The organism is Variovorax paradoxus (genome assembly GCF_009755665.1).
GTDB classification, from domain to species: domain Bacteria; phylum Pseudomonadota; class Gammaproteobacteria; order Burkholderiales; family Burkholderiaceae_C; genus Variovorax; species Variovorax paradoxus_G.
The window spans coordinates 3,573,905-3,587,778 of the sequence record NZ_CP046622.1 but is presented as its reverse complement, the minus strand read 5'-3'; the positions used below and the strand labels follow the sequence as shown (position 1 = coordinate 3,587,778).

Below are 13,874 nucleotides of genomic sequence, written 5' to 3'. Positions count from 1 at the left end.
CCATGGCAAGCGCCAATAATGGTGCCATGACCGCTTTCTCAATCGTTGCCAGACGTTTCTTCTTCGCGCCCTTTCTTCTCCTGCTGGTGCTGGCCCCGGCAATGGCCCGTGCGCAAGACCGCGCCCAGGCCCTGCTGCAATTCGAAGGCGTGCAGGCGCGCTACCAGGCGGCCTATGCGCCGGGCGCGGTGGCGCGCGATGCACGCGAGTTGCTGGAGCCAGCCGACCAGGCCATTGCCGACAGTGCACTCAAGGCGCTGGACCGAGCCGCTGCGCGGTCGTTCGATGTGGCGGCATCTGTCGCCGCCATCCAGCAGGAAGTAGCGGCCGCGGGCAAGGGCGCAGCCGCGCCAAGCCCGCAGGTAGTGACGGCGGTGGCCCGTTTCGCGCAGCTGCGCGCCGACTACGCCGCGAAAGACCGGGCGGCGAAGTTCGAGTTCTTCAACCGTGAGCGCGCGAAGCCGGTCGACCCCGCGCGCACCGAGCTGCTCGAGCGCATGGCCGTGGCCGACATGCGGGAAGTCGATTTTTCGAGCCAGCTGCTGCTGAGCTCGGTCGTCAAGCAACTGGCCCGCGGCAATGCCGGCCAATTCACGTCGTTGCCCGACCGCACGCTCGACATGGCGGTGGACACGCTGTGGTCGCGCGGCGTCACGTCGCCGCGCCCGCGCAATCTGTTGACGGTGGCGCGCGAACTCGAAAAGCAGGTGACGCAGGCATTGCTCGCGGCACTGCCAGATGCGGATGTGGCTGCCTTGCTTGCATGGCGCAACGACCCGCATGCCGCAGCCGAGCGCGAGGCACTGCTGGGTGCTTACCGCGCCGAGGTCAAGGCAAGCGGCGCCGTGGCAATCCGGACGATGGTGCGCGGCTGGCCGCGTTCTTGACCACGGCGCGTGCGGTGCCGTATTTGTCGGGCGCCGCGGCATAGGGCATGAAGCGGCTTTGGTTCTCATCCACGTCGAGCGGGCGGCCGACGAACGGAAACGCCCGCTGCGGGCAGGCTTCGCGCTCGCACACCTTGCAGCCCGCGCCGATGGGTGTCGGCACATCGGGGTCGCGCAGGTCCAGGCCCTTGGAATAGACGAGCCGCGTCGCGTGGCTGATGTCGCAGCCCAGGCCGATCGAAAAAGTCTTGTTGGGCGAGCCGTAGCCGCGAAACCCGTGCGACACCGTGCGCGCGATCCAGAGATAGGCGCGGCCGTCGGGCATGCGCGCCAGTTGGGTGAGTACGCGCCCGGGCTGCGCAAAGGCTTCGTACACGTTCCATAGCGGGCAGGTGCCACCGGTCTTCGAAAAGTGGAAGTGCGTGGCCGATTGCCGCTTCGAGATGTTGCCGGCCCGGTCGACGCGAATCAAGAAGAAAGGCACGCCGCGCGCGTCGGGCCGCTGCAGCGAACTCAGGCGATGGCAGATGGTTTCGAACCCCACGCCGAAGCGCCTCGCCAGCTGGTCGATGTCGTAGCGCAGCTGTTCGGCCGCTTCGAGAAAGATTCCGTAGGGCAGCAGCAGGGCGGCGGCGAAGTAGTTGGCCAGGCCTATGCGCGCCAGCGAGCGTGCGGTGTCGCTCGAGAGCGGCGCATCGGCCACCAGCTGGTCGATCAGCCCGCCCAGTTCAAGGAACGCAAGCTGCGTTGCGAGCTGGAATGCGTGCTGGCCCGGCTCCAGGTAGCGCGAGAGCCGCAGCACGCGCGTGGTTGGGTCGTAGCGGCGTTGCGCCCCGCCTTCATCGTCATCCGCCGGAACTACCTGCACGCCATGCGCTTCGAGCAGCCGCTGCGCGAGCCTGTCGCCCGGGCTGCTTTCGCGCAGCCGCCATTGTGCGGAGAAGGCCTCGGCCGCGGCATCGAGCGGCGCGATGTGGTTCTGGTGTGCAAAGAAGAAGTCGCGCACTTCCTCGAAGGGCATAGGCCGAGCTTGCGGCATGCGCGCAAGGTCGCCGCGGCCGTCGCCCAGTTCGGCTGCCAGTGCTTCGAGCCGTTCGGTGGCGTCGCGGTGGCGCTGGTGCAGCGCCACCAGTGCGCGGCCCACGGCTGGCATTTGCGTGGCTACTTCGCGCAATTCTGCAAGCGCGACGGCATCGCCGCCGGGGTTGTCGGCCAGTGCTTCGCGCAGGCTTGCGACCAGGCGCGCCTCTTCGTCTTCGGAGAAGGCCTGGATGTCGACGCCCAGCGTGGCATGCAGGCGCAACAACACCGGCACCGTGAGCGGACGCTGGTTCTGCTCGATCTGGTTCAGGTAGCTCGGCGACAAGCCCAGTTGCTGCGCCAGCGCGAACTGGCTCAGGCCGCGCTCTTCGCGCAGGCTTCGCAGCCGCACGCCCATGAAGGTCTTCTTCATCGTCAATCCGTTCTTCGCAAGATTCGCAAAATGCATGCGAGGTCTTCGCAATCATTCGCCAATTCAGTCCTTCATTATGGGCACGATCTTGCGTAAATTGCGAATATGCAAATCGCACGCGGCACAGTCCGACTGATCGAGGTGGTGTTCCCCGAACACACCAACCACTACGGCACCTTGTTCGGCGGGCAAGCGCTGCAGCTGCTGTCGAAGGCGGCGTTTCTTTCCGGCCGCGGCTTCGTGCGTGGCGACGTGGTGATGGCGCGCTGCGGCGAGGTGCTGTTCCACGCGCCCGTGCGGCTGGGCAGCACGCTGGTGCTCGACACGCACGTGTCGCGCGTGGGCCGCAGTTCGCTCACGGTGCGCGTGGCCGGCAGCGTGCAGGACGTGGCCACCGATGCGCTCACCCGTGTGCTCGACGGTGAATTCGAGATGGTGGCGGTCGATGCCGCCGGACGGCCGGTGCGGCTGGCGAACCCACCGCACTTTCATGAACAGAAACTCGAGGAGACGGTATGACACTGATCGCAGAGAACGCGCCCGCAACCGGCTTCAAGCCGAAGAAATCCGTTGCGCTTTCGGGCGTGGCAGCGGGCAACACCGCACTGTGCACCGTGGGGCGCACCGGCAATGACCTGCACTACCGAGGCTACGACATCCTCGACATTGCCGACGTCTGCGAGTTCGAAGAAATTGCGCACCTGCTGGTGCACGGAAAGCTGCCGACCGCTTCCGAGTTGCGCGCCTACAAGGGCCGGCTGAAGGCGATGCGCGGCCTGCCCGCGAGCGTGAAGGAAGCACTGGAGCGCCTGCCCGCGAGCGCGCACCCGATGGACGTGATGCGCACCGGCGTTTCCGCGCTCGGCTGCGTGCTGCCAGAGAAAGACGACCACTCGCTGCCCGGTGCGCGCGACATTGCCGACCGGCTGATGGCATCGCTCGGCTCGATGCTGCTCTACTGGTATCACTGGTCCACGCAGGGCAAGCGCATCGAGGTGGAGACCGAAGACGATTCGATCGGTGCGCACTTCCTGCACCTGCTGCACGGCCGCGCGCCTTCGGCAAGCTGGGAGCGCGCAATGCACACCTCGCTCAACCTGTATGCCGAGCATGAGTTCAACGCATCGACCTTCACTGCGCGCGTGGTGGCGGGCACGGGCTCCGATGTGTATTCGGCCATTACCGGCGCCATCGGCGCGTTGCGCGGACCCAAGCACGGCGGTGCCAACGAAGTGGCGTTCGAGATCCAGAAGCGCTACGACACACCCGACGAGGCCGAGGCGGACATTCGCCGCCGCGTGGAAGCCAAGGAGGTCGTCATCGGTTTCGGCCACCCGGTCTACACCGTGTCGGACCCGCGCAATGCGGTGATCAAGCGGGTGGCCAGGCAGCTCTCGGACGAGGCCGGCTCCACGCGCATGTTCGACATTGCGGAGCGCATCGAAAGCGTGATGTGGAACGCCAAGATGATGTTTCCCAACCTCGACTGGTTCAGCGCCGTGAGCTATCACATGCTCGGCGTGCCCACGGCCATGTTCACGCCGCTCTTCGTGATTGCGCGTACCAGCGGTTGGGCCGCCCACATCATCGAGCAGCGGCAGGACAACAAGATCATCCGGCCCAGCGCCAACTACACCGGCCCTGAAGACCTCGCCTTCGTGCCGATTTCAGACCGCCGCTGAAGGCTTCCGCACAGCTAAGCACCGTTTACCGCAACAGAGAAGAACCATGTCCGCTCACATCAGCAACGTCCGCCCCGAACCCGACCAGGTGCTGGTCGACATCGTCGACTACGTGCTCGACCACCAGCAGATCACCAGCGCGCTGGCATACGAAACAGCGCGCCATTGCCTGATCGACACGCTCGGCTGCGGGCTCGAGGCGCTCGAGTATCCGGCCTGCACCAAGCTGCTCGGTCCGGTCGTGCCCGGCACGGTGGTGCCGCATGGCGCGAAGGTGCCCGGCACGCCCTACCAGCTCGATCCGATCCAGGCGGCCTTCAACATCGGCACGATGATCCGCTGGCTCGACTTCAACGACACCTGGCTTGCGGCGGAATGGGGCCATCCGAGCGACAACCTCGGCGGCATTCTTGCCACGGCCGACTGGCTTAGCCGCAATGCGGTGGCGGCGGGGCGCAAGCCGCTCGTGATGCGCGACGTGCTCACCGCCATGATCCAGGCGCATGAGATCCAGGGCTGCCTTGCGCTGGAGAACTCGTTCAACAAGGTGGGCCTCGATCACGTGGTGCTGGTGAAGGTGGCTTCGACGGCCGTGGTGGCGCGCCTGATGGGCCTCTCGCGAGACGAGATCGTCAATGCCGTTTCGCTGGCCTGGGTCGACGGGCAGAGCCTGCGCACCTACCGCCATGCGCCCAACACCGGCAGCCGCAAGAGCTGGGCCGCGGGCGATGCCACCAGCCGCGCGGTGCGCCTCGCGCTCATCGCCAAGACCGGAGAGATGGGCTACCCCAGCGTGCTCACGGCCAAGACCTGGGGCTTCTACGACGTGCTGTTCAAGGGTCAGCCTTTCAAATTCCAGCGGCCGTATGCAAGCTACGTGATGGAGAACGTGCTGTTCAAGATCAGCTTCCCGGCCGAGTTTCACAGCCAGACGGCGGTGGAGGCGGCCATGGCGCTGCATGCGCAACTCAAGCAGGCGGGCAAGAAGGTGGAGGACATCGAGCGCGTGACCATCCGCACGCACGAGGCTTGCATTCGCATCATCGACAAGAAGGGGCCGCTCGCCAACCCGGCCGATCGCGACCATTGCATCCAGTACATGGTGGCGGTGCCGCTGATCTTCGGCCGCCTCACGGCCGCCGACTACGAAGAGAGCGTGGCGAGCGACCCGCGCATCGATGCGCTGCGCGACAAGATCGTGTGCGTGGAAGACCCGCGCTTTACCGCCGACTATCACGATCCTGAAAAGCGCAGCATTGCCAACGCGCTGACCGTGACCTTCAAGGACGGCGCCGGCTTTTCAGAAGTGGTCGTCGAATACCCGATCGGCCACAGGCGCCGCCGCGCGGACGGCATTCCGCTGCTCGAAGCCAAGTTCCGCACCAACCTGGCACGCCGCTTCGCGCACAAGCAGCAGCAGGCCATCCTCAATGTGTCGCTCGATGCGAAAGAGCTTGAGGCCATGGCGGTGCACGAGTATGTCGATCTCTACGCCGCCTGATCCGATGCGAACCAACACCGAATCGACGAAGAAGGTGCTGCGCCGCCTGGCCGAGGCGCGCCGCGGCGTACTGGTGCCGGGGGCATTCAACGCGCTCTCCGCGCGCGTGATCGAAGACCTCGGCTTCGAGGCGATCTACGTCACGGGCGCCGGCGTTACCAACATGCACTTCGGCTTGCCCGACCAGGCCTTCATGGGCCTGCATGAGATAGCGGAGCACACGGCGCGCATTCGCGATGCAGTGAACCTGCCGCTGCTGGTCGATGCCGACACCGGCTTCGGCAACGCGCTGAACGTGCGGCATGCGGTGCGCGTGCTCGAACGGGCAGGGGCCGACTGCATCCAGCTCGAAGACCAAGTCAGCCCCAAGCGCTGCGGCCACTTTGCGGGCAAGGCGGTGGTCGACACGGCGGAGATGCTCGGCAAGATCAGGGCCGCGACCGATGCACGCACGGATGCCGACATGCTCATCATGGCCCGCACCGATGCGGCGGCGGTGCACGGCTTCGAGGCGGCCGTCGAGCGCGCGCAGCTGTTCAGCGAGGCCGGTGCCGACATCCTTTTTGTGGAAGCCGTGACGCAGGCCGACGAAGTGCGCGCCTTGCCGCGGCGGCTGGGCAAGCCGCAACTCATGAACATGGTGATCGGCGGCAAGACGCCGACATTCGGTGCCCAAGAGCTGGGCGCGCTCGGCTATGGCCTGGTGCTGTACGCCAATGCTGCATTGCAGGGCGCGGTAGCTGGCATGCAACGTGCATTGACGGTTTTGCGTGATACTCGCCGCCTCGACGAAGACCCGTCGCTGGTGGCTTCGTTTGCCGAACGGCAGCGCCTGGTCGGAAAACCCGAGCTCGACCAGCTAGAGAAAAAATACGCAGGCTGAGGTGAATTTCTTAGACGAATGTGCACTTTTGCCCTCTCGTCAGAAAGTTCCCCGTCATTGTTTCAGTTTCATGAACACTGCGATTCGATTGGCTAGGGTTTTCCCTTGTAATCGTGGTGCAAACTTCAGGGCATCCAAAGCCCAATCAAGAAGGAAATTGAAATGAAGACCTCGAACATCCTCGCCGCCGCCGCTCTCTCCCTGCTCGCCGCCGCTGGCGCCCACGCAGAAACGTACGAAGGCGTGCAGCCCCTGACCTCCGGTTACAGCCGCGCCGACGTGGCACCCCAGGCCGCCGCCGCAGCCCGCGAAGGCAACGTGTACAGCGACGCCGCTTCGGCAACCGTGGCTCCCGTGCTGGCTGCTTCGACCGACCGCGCCGCAGTTCGCAGCGAAGCCGTTGCCGCCGCTCACGCACCGGGCCAGAACCTGCGCCGCGAAGCCTTCGCAGGCAGCGTGGTTCCCTCGCAAGCTCGCAGCTTCACGCGTCAAGCCGGCCTGTAAATCACGGCAGGCACGGGAACAGCGGCATCGGGCCGCTTGCTCCCGCCAAGACAAAAAAGCCGGACGGTGCCCAGTGCATCGTCCGGCTTTTTCGCGTTTGCCGCGAAGGGCATAGGGGCACCGACAGGCGTAGGCGAGTCTGTGTGCAGCGTGCGCCTTGGCGACCTGGAACGCCCGGTTACAGGGCGCCGCGTTACCGGAAGTTTCACCCGGCCGGGGAGGGTCTGCGGAGGCGTCCAGGGAGGGTGGCCGGTGTAGACTGCCAGGTTTTTCGTTCTGGGGTATGGCGCACGTTTCACAGCGCACAGTTTTCAATGGTTCGGCGCTCGTTCGCTTGCTTTCGCGACTGGCCGACACGGACCTGCGCGAACCCCGGCAAGCAACCGCGGACCGATTGAGCCAATGGTTCGGCTGGACCGATGCCATTTCACTGTCCGCGGCGCTGGACGGCGTTCCGGCGGCTGCTGCTTCCCGGTTGCGGCCGGGCGCGAACGCCGAGGAGCGGGAGTGCGCTGGTGCGCATACCGCGCTGGCCAAGGCCATTGCCGACGACGTCGCCGTGGCGGCAGCGACCGAGTTCGCGCCGTTTCGCCGCCGCTACCTTGCCCTGCAGCAAGCCATGGAAGCGGGCATCGGCCCATTGCGCGGGCGCCTTCGGGCCGCACTGGCGGCCAGGTCGCCGGCCATGGCCAGGCTGGCCGCCGTGGACGTGGTCATGGAGCAGGTGCTGGCTGCGCGCGAGCACAGCCTCCTGGCCGGCGTGCCCGCCCTGCTCGAAAAACACTTCACCCGCTTGAGCGAGGACGGCCTGCTGACGACAGCCGAACCCGCCAGCGAGGCCCAAGCCGGCGAGTGGCTGCATGTGTTCCGCAAGGACATGAAGAACGTGCTGCTCGCCGAACTGGACTTCCGATTTCAACCCGTCGAAGGGCTCCTTGAAGCCTTTCGCGAGGCAACCAGAGTGCCATGACTAGATTTCTTCAATACGCTGTTTTTGCCGCCGGCCTGGCCGCGGTGTGCTGGGTTGGCGCGGGGTACGTCGGCTCCAGCCATCCGCTGGCGCTTTCGATCACGGTGCTGGTGGGCGCGTTCTACCTGATGGGGGCGCTGGAACTGCATCGCTTCAGGCAGGCCACGTCCACTCTGGCCAGTGCCGCGGCGCGGTTGACCGAAGCCCCGGCCAACCTGGGTTCGTGGCTGGAGCAGCTGCATCCGTCGCTGCGCAACGCGGTGCGCCTGCGCATCGAGGGCGAGCGCGTCGGCTTGCCCGGCCCCTCGCTCACGCCGTACCTTGCCGGACTGCTGGTGCTGCTGGGCATGCTGGGTACTTTTCTGGGCATGGTGGTTACGCTGAACGGCACCGGCATGGCGCTGGAAAGCGCCACCGACCTGCCGGCCATCCGCGCCTCGCTCTCCGCGCCGGTGAAGGGCCTGGGGCTGGCGTTCGGCACCTCGGTGGCCGGCGTGGCTGCGTCGGCGATGCTGGGCCTGGCCTCTGCGCTGTGCCGGCGCGAGCGGCTGCAAGCCGGGCAACTGCTCGACACAAAGATCGCGACCAGCTTGCGCGTGTACTCGCTGGCGCATCAGCGCGAGGCGTCATTCCAGCTGCTGGAGCGGCAGGCCCAAGCCATGCCTGTGCTGGTCGACCAGCTGCAAGCCATGCTGGCCGCCATGGAGCGGCAGAGCCAGGCATTGAACGAGCGCCTGATCACCAGCCAGGAGCACTTCCACAGCAAGGCCGAGGCGGTGTATGCCGGCTTGGCCTCGTCGGTGGATCAATCGCTGAAGCAAAGCCTGACCGAAAGCGCCCGCATCGCCGGCGCAACGATCCAGCCGGTCGTCGAAGCCACCATGGCTGGCATCGCGCGCGAGACGGCCTCGTTGCACGGCACGGTTGCGCACACGGTGCAGCAGCAACTCGAAGGGCTTTCGAGCCGCTTCGAGGCGACCACAGCCACCGTGGCCGATACGTGGAAGGCCGCGCTGGCCGAACACCAGCGCAGCAATGAGGCCTTGGCCAGCGACTTGCGCGTTTCGCAGGAGCGCTTTGCCGAAACCTTCGAGCAGCGCTCGGCCTCGCTGGTGGAGAGCGTGTCTGCGCGGCTCGACAGCACTGTGGGCAGCGTATCCGACACATGGGGCAGTGCCCTCGCAGAGCACCAGCGCGCCAGCGAGAAGCTGTCGGGCGACACGCAACAGTCCCTCGCGGCGGCCGCGGCCACGTTCGAGCAGCACTCCGCATCGCTGCTGCGCACGGTCGGCCAGGCGCATGCCAGCCTGCAAACCGACATGGCATCGCGCGACGAGCAGCGGCTGTCGGCCTGGACCGAGGCGCTGTCGTCCATGGCTGCATCGCTGCAGCAGGAATGGCAGCAGGCCGGCGCGAACACGGCCAGCCAGCAGCAACAGCTCTTCGAAACCCTGGCGCAAACTGCGCGCGACATGTCGGCGCAGGCGCAAGCGCATGCGAAGAGCACGGTCGAGGAAATCGCCCAGCTGCTGCAAGCCGCTTCGGACGCACCGCGCGTTGCGGCCGAAGTGGTGGCCGAGCTGCGGCAGAAGCTCTCGGACAGCATGGCGCGCGACAACGCAATGCTGGAAGAGCGCAGCCGCATCATGGAAACGCTCGGCACCTTGCTCGACGCGGTGAACCATGCCTCCACCGAGCAGCGCTCGGCGGTCGATGCACTGGTCGGCGCGTCGGCCGATGTGCTCGAACGCGTGGGCAGCCGCTTCACCGAAAAGGTCGAGGCCGAAACCGGAAAGCTCGAGAGCGTTGCCGCGCAGATCACCGGCAGTGCGGTCGAAGTGGCAAGCCTTGGCGAAGCCTTCGGTTTTGCCGTGCAGCTGTTCAGCGAATCGAACGACAAGCTGGTGGCGCACCTGCAGCGCGTTGAAGGCGCGCTGGGCAAGTCCCTTGCGCGCAGCGACGAGCAGCTGGCCTACTACGTTGCGCAGGCGCGGGAGGTCATCGACCTCAGCATCATGTCGCAGAAGCAGATCGTCGAAGACCTGCAGCAGATTGCCAGCCGGCAAGCCGCCGTGGGCAGCGAAGCATGACGAGCGAAGAAGCCGACGGCGGCCTGGAGCCGACCGTTCCGGTATGGGCGGTGTTCGGCGACCTGATGGCAGGGCTGGTCGGGGCCTTTGTGCTCATTCTCGTGGGCGCGCTCGGCATGCAGCTGGATCTTGCCGCCAAGCTCGAAGCCGAAGTGCAGCAGCGGCAGGCGGAAACGCAGCGCCGCGAAGCGCTCGAACAAGCCTTGGCCGGGCCGCTCGCGGCGGGCCGCGTCACGCTGAACAACGGACGCATCGGCATCAGCGGCAGCGTGCTGTTCGCCTTCAACTCCGCCGATCTGCAGCCCGAAGGCCGCCAGCTGCTCAAGAGCCTGGCCGCGCCGGTGGCGGCCTACCTCCGCGCCCGCGACGAGGTGCTGATGGTGAGCGGCTTCACCGACGACCGCCAGATGCGGCAGTCGAAGGACGGCAACCGCCCCTTCGCCGACAACTGGGAGCTCTCGGCCCAGCGCGCACTCACGGTCACGAGGGCGCTCATCGAAGAGGGCATTCCTTCGTCGTCGGTGTTTGCCGCGGCATTCGGCTCCGAGCAGGCGGTCGCGTCCAATGCCGATGCCGAAGGCCGCTCGAAAAACCGGCGTGTGGAAATGGCGCCCACGCCGAGGCAATCCAACGCCACCACGAAGCGGCCGTGAGCGAGCACGTCGATCCCATCGAGATGATCGGCACCTGGCGCGCGCAGGGGCAGCACCGCGCGGACCCGGTGCGCTTTCATTTCATGGAAGCGATGGCCCGGCGCGCGGCCGCCCACCAGGGCGAGGCGAGGCGCATCCTCGATGAGAAGCTCATCAGCCTGACTGCGGCCTACGGCAAGAATCTTGAAAAGGCCCAGGGTGTCGACAGTGCCCCGGCGCTCGCTGCCGCGAAACGACTGCCTGCAGGCGCACCCGCCCGCGGCGCACTCGCGGAGCTGGTCGACCACATCGCGCGGCATGCCCCGGCCATCGGCGGCAGCACCGCGGCGGCCGCAGAAGACACGCTGCACGGCCTCGCGCCGGCGCCCGCCGAACTGAAGACCCTCAAGATCTTCAAGAGCACCTGGTCGCGGCTCAGCGCCGAGCGGCGGCTGACCCAGTCGCTCGCCAAGGTGCCCGATAACGCCGGCCCGCTCAACTCGCACCACCTGGTGCACCGGTCGCTGCTGTTGATGCGCGATTCGTCGCCGGAATATCTCAACCGCTTCATGACCTACGTCGACACGCTGTTGTGGGTCGACCAATTGAACGGTGCCGGCGCTGCGGCGCCCGTGAGTGCGCCGCGCGCCGAGACCTCGAAGAAGACCGGGCGCGGCAAATCCGCCTGACGCTGAGATCGAGGCTGAGGGCGCAGCCGGCTAGCGCAAGCCGTGCGTGCGAATCACGGCCTTGAGCCGCCGCACCTCGTGCTGCAGGTCGAGAATCAGCGCCGCGGCGTCCAGGCCCACGCCAAAGTCGCGCTCCAGCCGGCGCGCCTCGAGCGCGCATTGCAGGTCGCTGCTCGAAAACTGCCAGCGCTCGGGCGGCGCCTCGGCGGTAGAAATTTGCACGATGCCCACTTCGACGAGCTGCACCACCCATTCGGTGTCGGCGCCGCAGGCATGGGCCAGCTCGCTCGCGGCGAGCGGCTGCGACGCGCTGATGGCTGTTGTGACGGAAACGGTCGCCATGCTCACACTCCCAGATGGTGGCGTGGGTTGAACGAAGCCGATGCCTGCGCCAGTTGCTCGTAGGCCTTGCGTGCGGCCTCGCTGTTGGCCGGGGGCAGGGCAATGTCGAGCAGCAGGTACAGGTCGCCGGGCTGCTTGCCGCCCAGGCCTCGGCCCTTGAGCCTGAGCTTGAGTCCGCTGCGCGCGTTCCGCGGCACGGTCACCTCGACCGCACCGCCGGTGGGCACTGGCACCTTCACCTGCGCGCCGAGCGCGGCTTCGCTCGGGGTGACGGGCAGCGTCATGTAGAGGTCGCGCTCTTCGACGCGGTAGAGCCTGTGCGGCGCAATGCGCACTTCCAGGTACAGGTCTCCGGCCGGCTCGCCGCCGTGGCCGGGCATGCCCTGTCCGGCAAGCCGGATGAACTGCCCCGGATGCATGCCGGGCGGAATCTTGACACTGAGCGTGCGCGTCTTGAGCGCGGGGCGGCCCTGCGCGTCGGTTTCCTGCGCGCGCAGCGTGATCTCGCGCTCGGCGCCGTTGAGCGCGTCTTCAAGGGATATCTCGATGGCCGCGTGATGGTCTTCGCCGCGCGCGCGGTAGTTGCGCCTTGCCGCGCCGCGCCGCTCGGCTTCGCCGAAGAGCGAGGAGAAGAAGTCGCTGAAATCCGCATGGTCGGCCGGGCCCTGGCGCGGGCCGCGGTGAAATTCGAAGCCCGTGTCCCAGCCCGGCGGCGGCTGAAAGTCGCCTTCGGGGTGTCCGCCGCGCGCCACGCGGTCGGCCAGTGCGTCGTAGGCGGTGCGCTTTTCCTTGTCGCGCAGCACGTCGTAGGCTTCGTTGATGTCGCGCATGCGCTTCTCGGCGTCGGCCTCCTTGCTGACGTCCGGGTGGTACTTGCGTGCAAGCTTGCGATAGGCCTTTCGCACCTCGTCCTCGGACGCGGTGCGTTCGATGCCGAGCGCGCTGTAGTAGTCCTTGAATTCCATGGCTGTCGGTTTGAGTGAACGCCGAACAGCGCGCGCCCCCGGACGTCTACGCCAGGGCCGAGTCGCCGTCGGCATGCCGCAGCAGCGGCGTTACAGCCCATGTAGGGCCGCTGCGCGAAAAACGCAATGGCTGTGCATTGCCGAGCAGGCCCAGGTCGATGGGCACGCCGATCAGCGCGGCCAGCGCGTAGAGCGTGCCGCCGTGGGCCACCACCAGGACCGGCGAGGGCTGCGCCAGCGCTTCGTCGAGCGCCTGCCTCTTGCGCGCCAGGAACTGCGCGAGGGTTTCGCCGCCGTCGGGCTCGCAAGCCCAGTCGATGTTGACCGACGAGGTGCCGATGAGTGCGCCGAAGTTGCGCTCGCGCAGTGCGGCCTGCGGCGTGGGCTCGATGCGGAGCACGGCTGCAACGGTGTGCGCGGTGTCATGGGCGCGCCGTGCGTCGCTGCAGACGATGGTGCGGATCGGCTCGCCGGCCAGCAGCTGGGCGGCGCGGGCCGCCTGCTGGAGCCCGAGCTCGCTCAGCGGCTCGTCCACGGCCTGGAAAATGCGCTGCGCATTGCGGCCAGTCTGGCCGTGGCGCAGAAAGTAGAAGTGATCGCAGGCCGGCGCCAGCGGCTGCGCGGCGGCAATGCTCACCAGCTGGTCGAGACCGGCGGTTGCGCCGTGGGGAAAGGGTGGCTGTGACATGGGTGCGGTTCAACCGAACTTCATGCCCTTGGGCCGGGCCTGGAGCCGGTTGATGTAGGCATCGATCTTCGGCCGGTTGGAGCGCCCGCCGAACGCACGGTGCCAGATGAACATCGAGCCGATCATCACGTCGGCCGCGGTGAACCGCGCACCGAAGAGATAGGGGCCGTCACCCAGCTCGCGCTCCACCGCGTCCTTGGCCTGCTCGAAGTTGGTCCAGCCGCGTGCGCTGTTGTTGCTGCGCACCCCCAGCAGGCTGTCGCCCATCGCGGGCTCCAGCTGTGCCGTTGAATAGACCATGAGCGACAGGTAGCGGCCGCGGTCGGGCGAATCCACGGGCGGTGCCAGGCGGGCCTGCGGAAACTTGTCGGCCACGTACATGCAGATGGCCGCGTTCTCGAACACGCGCGTGCGGCCGTCCACCAGCGCCGGCAGCTTGCCCGCGGGGTTGATCTTCAGGTACTCGGGCTTCTTGTGCGCCTTTTCGCGGATGAGGGTGGTCACGATCTCGTATTCCACGCCGGCTTCGTCGAGCATCCACTTCGCTACCTGCGAACGGCTTTGCGGATCGAAATACAGCTTCAGCAT

Annotated in this window: 15 protein-coding genes; 10 read left to right on the top strand and 5 right to left on the bottom strand. The window is 66.9% G+C overall.

Features of this window, described 5'->3' with window-relative positions; translation table 11 throughout:
- Positions 1-26: 26 nt before the first annotated feature.
- Positions 27-887, top strand: coding sequence for a hypothetical protein (locus tag GOQ09_RS16690; RefSeq protein ID WP_242630862.1), 861 nt, complete (start codon positions 27-29; stop codon positions 885-887).
- Here GOQ09_RS16690 and GOQ09_RS16685 read toward each other — a convergent pair.
- Positions 829-2,340: a short-chain fatty acyl-CoA regulator family protein gene (locus tag GOQ09_RS16685; protein ID WP_157616744.1), complete on the bottom strand. Its 1,512-nt coding sequence runs from the start codon at positions 2,338-2,340 to the stop codon at positions 829-831. The genes GOQ09_RS16690 and GOQ09_RS16685 overlap by 59 nt on opposite strands.
- Before the next feature lie 105 nt (positions 2,341-2,445).
- Here GOQ09_RS16685 and GOQ09_RS16680 point away from each other — a divergent pair, with 105 nt between their 5' ends.
- The 9 genes from GOQ09_RS16680 (at position 2,446) to GOQ09_RS16640 (ending at position 11,291) form a co-directional block, all read left to right on the top strand.
- Positions 2,446-2,859, top strand: a complete 414-nt coding sequence (locus GOQ09_RS16680) for an acyl-CoA thioesterase (protein ID WP_157614526.1) — start codon at positions 2,446-2,448, stop codon at positions 2,857-2,859.
- Positions 2,856-4,022 (top strand): bifunctional 2-methylcitrate synthase/citrate synthase, encoded by a 1,167-nt coding sequence (prpC, locus tag GOQ09_RS16675; protein WP_157614525.1) that lies wholly within the window; start codon positions 2,856-2,858, stop codon positions 4,020-4,022. The genes GOQ09_RS16680 and prpC overlap by 4 nt, the downstream gene beginning before the upstream one ends.
- A 46-nt stretch (positions 4,023-4,068) precedes the next feature.
- Entirely contained in the window at positions 4,069-5,523 is a 1,455-nt protein-coding gene (locus GOQ09_RS16670) for a bifunctional 2-methylcitrate dehydratase/aconitate hydratase (protein ID WP_157614524.1), read from the top strand.
- Between the two features lie 4 nt (positions 5,524-5,527).
- On the top strand, positions 5,528-6,406 hold the full coding sequence (locus tag GOQ09_RS16665; RefSeq protein WP_157614523.1) for an isocitrate lyase/PEP mutase family protein: 879 nt from the start codon (positions 5,528-5,530) through the stop codon (positions 6,404-6,406).
- A gap of 162 nt (positions 6,407-6,568) precedes the next feature.
- Complete coding sequence (locus GOQ09_RS16660) at positions 6,569-6,910, top strand: alpha/beta hydrolase (protein ID WP_157614522.1); 342 nt, start codon at positions 6,569-6,571, stop codon at positions 6,908-6,910.
- A 283-nt stretch (positions 6,911-7,193) separates the two neighbouring features.
- Complete coding sequence (locus tag GOQ09_RS16655; RefSeq protein WP_157614521.1) at positions 7,194-7,880, top strand: DUF3348 domain-containing protein; 687 nt, start codon at positions 7,194-7,196, stop codon at positions 7,878-7,880.
- On the top strand, positions 7,877-9,970 hold the full coding sequence (locus tag GOQ09_RS16650) for a DUF802 domain-containing protein (protein WP_157614520.1): 2,094 nt from the start codon (positions 7,877-7,879) through the stop codon (positions 9,968-9,970). The genes GOQ09_RS16655 and GOQ09_RS16650 overlap by 4 nt, the downstream gene beginning before the upstream one ends.
- Positions 9,967-10,623: an OmpA family protein gene (locus tag GOQ09_RS16645; protein ID WP_157614519.1), complete on the top strand. Its 657-nt coding sequence runs from the start codon at positions 9,967-9,969 to the stop codon at positions 10,621-10,623. Before GOQ09_RS16650 ends, GOQ09_RS16645 begins: the two co-directional genes overlap by 4 nt.
- On the top strand, positions 10,620-11,291 hold the full coding sequence (locus GOQ09_RS16640; RefSeq protein WP_347563249.1) for a DUF2894 domain-containing protein: 672 nt from the start codon (positions 10,620-10,622) through the stop codon (positions 11,289-11,291). The genes GOQ09_RS16645 and GOQ09_RS16640 overlap by 4 nt, the downstream gene beginning before the upstream one ends.
- Positions 11,292-11,321: 30 nt before the next feature.
- Here the strand turns inward: GOQ09_RS16640 and GOQ09_RS16635 are convergent, their stop codons facing one another.
- The 4 genes from GOQ09_RS16635 to GOQ09_RS16620 are packed head-to-tail and all read right to left on the bottom strand — an operon-like array spanning position 11,322 to position 13,874.
- The gene (locus tag GOQ09_RS16635; RefSeq protein WP_207309866.1) at positions 11,322-11,633 is read right to left on the bottom strand and encodes a chaperone modulator CbpM; all 312 of its coding nucleotides are present in this window, start codon (positions 11,631-11,633) and stop codon (positions 11,322-11,324) included.
- Between the two features lie 2 nt (positions 11,634-11,635).
- Positions 11,636-12,598 (bottom strand): DnaJ C-terminal domain-containing protein, encoded by a 963-nt coding sequence (locus tag GOQ09_RS16630; RefSeq protein ID WP_157614517.1) that lies wholly within the window; start codon positions 12,596-12,598, stop codon positions 11,636-11,638.
- A gap of 46 nt (positions 12,599-12,644) precedes the next feature.
- Entirely contained in the window at positions 12,645-13,286 is a 642-nt protein-coding gene (locus GOQ09_RS16625) for a histidine phosphatase family protein (protein WP_157614516.1), read from the bottom strand.
- A 9-nt stretch (positions 13,287-13,295) separates the two neighbouring features.
- Positions 13,296-13,874, bottom strand: coding sequence for a glutathione S-transferase family protein (locus tag GOQ09_RS16620; RefSeq protein ID WP_157614515.1), 579 nt, complete (start codon positions 13,872-13,874; stop codon positions 13,296-13,298).

Bases quoted from the DNA above. Each gene is read 5' to 3' on its own strand.
- GOQ09_RS16690 (WP_242630862.1), top strand. From the start codon at position 27: ATGACCGCTTTCTCAATCGTTGCCAGACGTTTCTTCTTCGCGCCCTTT.
- GOQ09_RS16685 (WP_157616744.1), bottom strand. From the start codon at position 2,340: ATGAAGAAGACCTTCATGGGCGTGCGGCTGCGAAGCCTGCGCGAAGAG.
- GOQ09_RS16680 (WP_157614526.1), top strand. From the start codon at position 2,446: ATGCAAATCGCACGCGGCACAGTCCGACTGATCGAGGTGGTGTTCCCC.
- prpC (WP_157614525.1), top strand. From the start codon at position 2,856: ATGACACTGATCGCAGAGAACGCGCCCGCAACCGGCTTCAAGCCGAAG.
- GOQ09_RS16670 (WP_157614524.1), top strand. From the start codon at position 4,069: ATGTCCGCTCACATCAGCAACGTCCGCCCCGAACCCGACCAGGTGCTG.
- GOQ09_RS16665 (WP_157614523.1), top strand. From the start codon at position 5,528: ATGCGAACCAACACCGAATCGACGAAGAAGGTGCTGCGCCGCCTGGCC.
- GOQ09_RS16660 (WP_157614522.1), top strand. From the start codon at position 6,569: ATGAAGACCTCGAACATCCTCGCCGCCGCCGCTCTCTCCCTGCTCGCC.
- GOQ09_RS16655 (WP_157614521.1), top strand. From the start codon at position 7,194: ATGGCGCACGTTTCACAGCGCACAGTTTTCAATGGTTCGGCGCTCGTT.
- GOQ09_RS16650 (WP_157614520.1), top strand. From the start codon at position 7,877: ATGACTAGATTTCTTCAATACGCTGTTTTTGCCGCCGGCCTGGCCGCG.
- GOQ09_RS16645 (WP_157614519.1), top strand. From the start codon at position 9,967: ATGACGAGCGAAGAAGCCGACGGCGGCCTGGAGCCGACCGTTCCGGTA.
- GOQ09_RS16635 (WP_207309866.1), bottom strand. From the start codon at position 11,633: ATGGCGACCGTTTCCGTCACAACAGCCATCAGCGCGTCGCAGCCGCTC.
- GOQ09_RS16630 (WP_157614517.1), bottom strand. From the start codon at position 12,598: ATGGAATTCAAGGACTACTACAGCGCGCTCGGCATCGAACGCACCGCG.
- GOQ09_RS16625 (WP_157614516.1), bottom strand. From the start codon at position 13,286: ATGTCACAGCCACCCTTTCCCCACGGCGCAACCGCCGGTCTCGACCAG.
- GOQ09_RS16620 (WP_157614515.1), bottom strand. From the start codon at position 13,874: ATGCTGAAGCTGTATTTCGATCCGCAAAGCCGTTCGCAGGTAGCGAAG.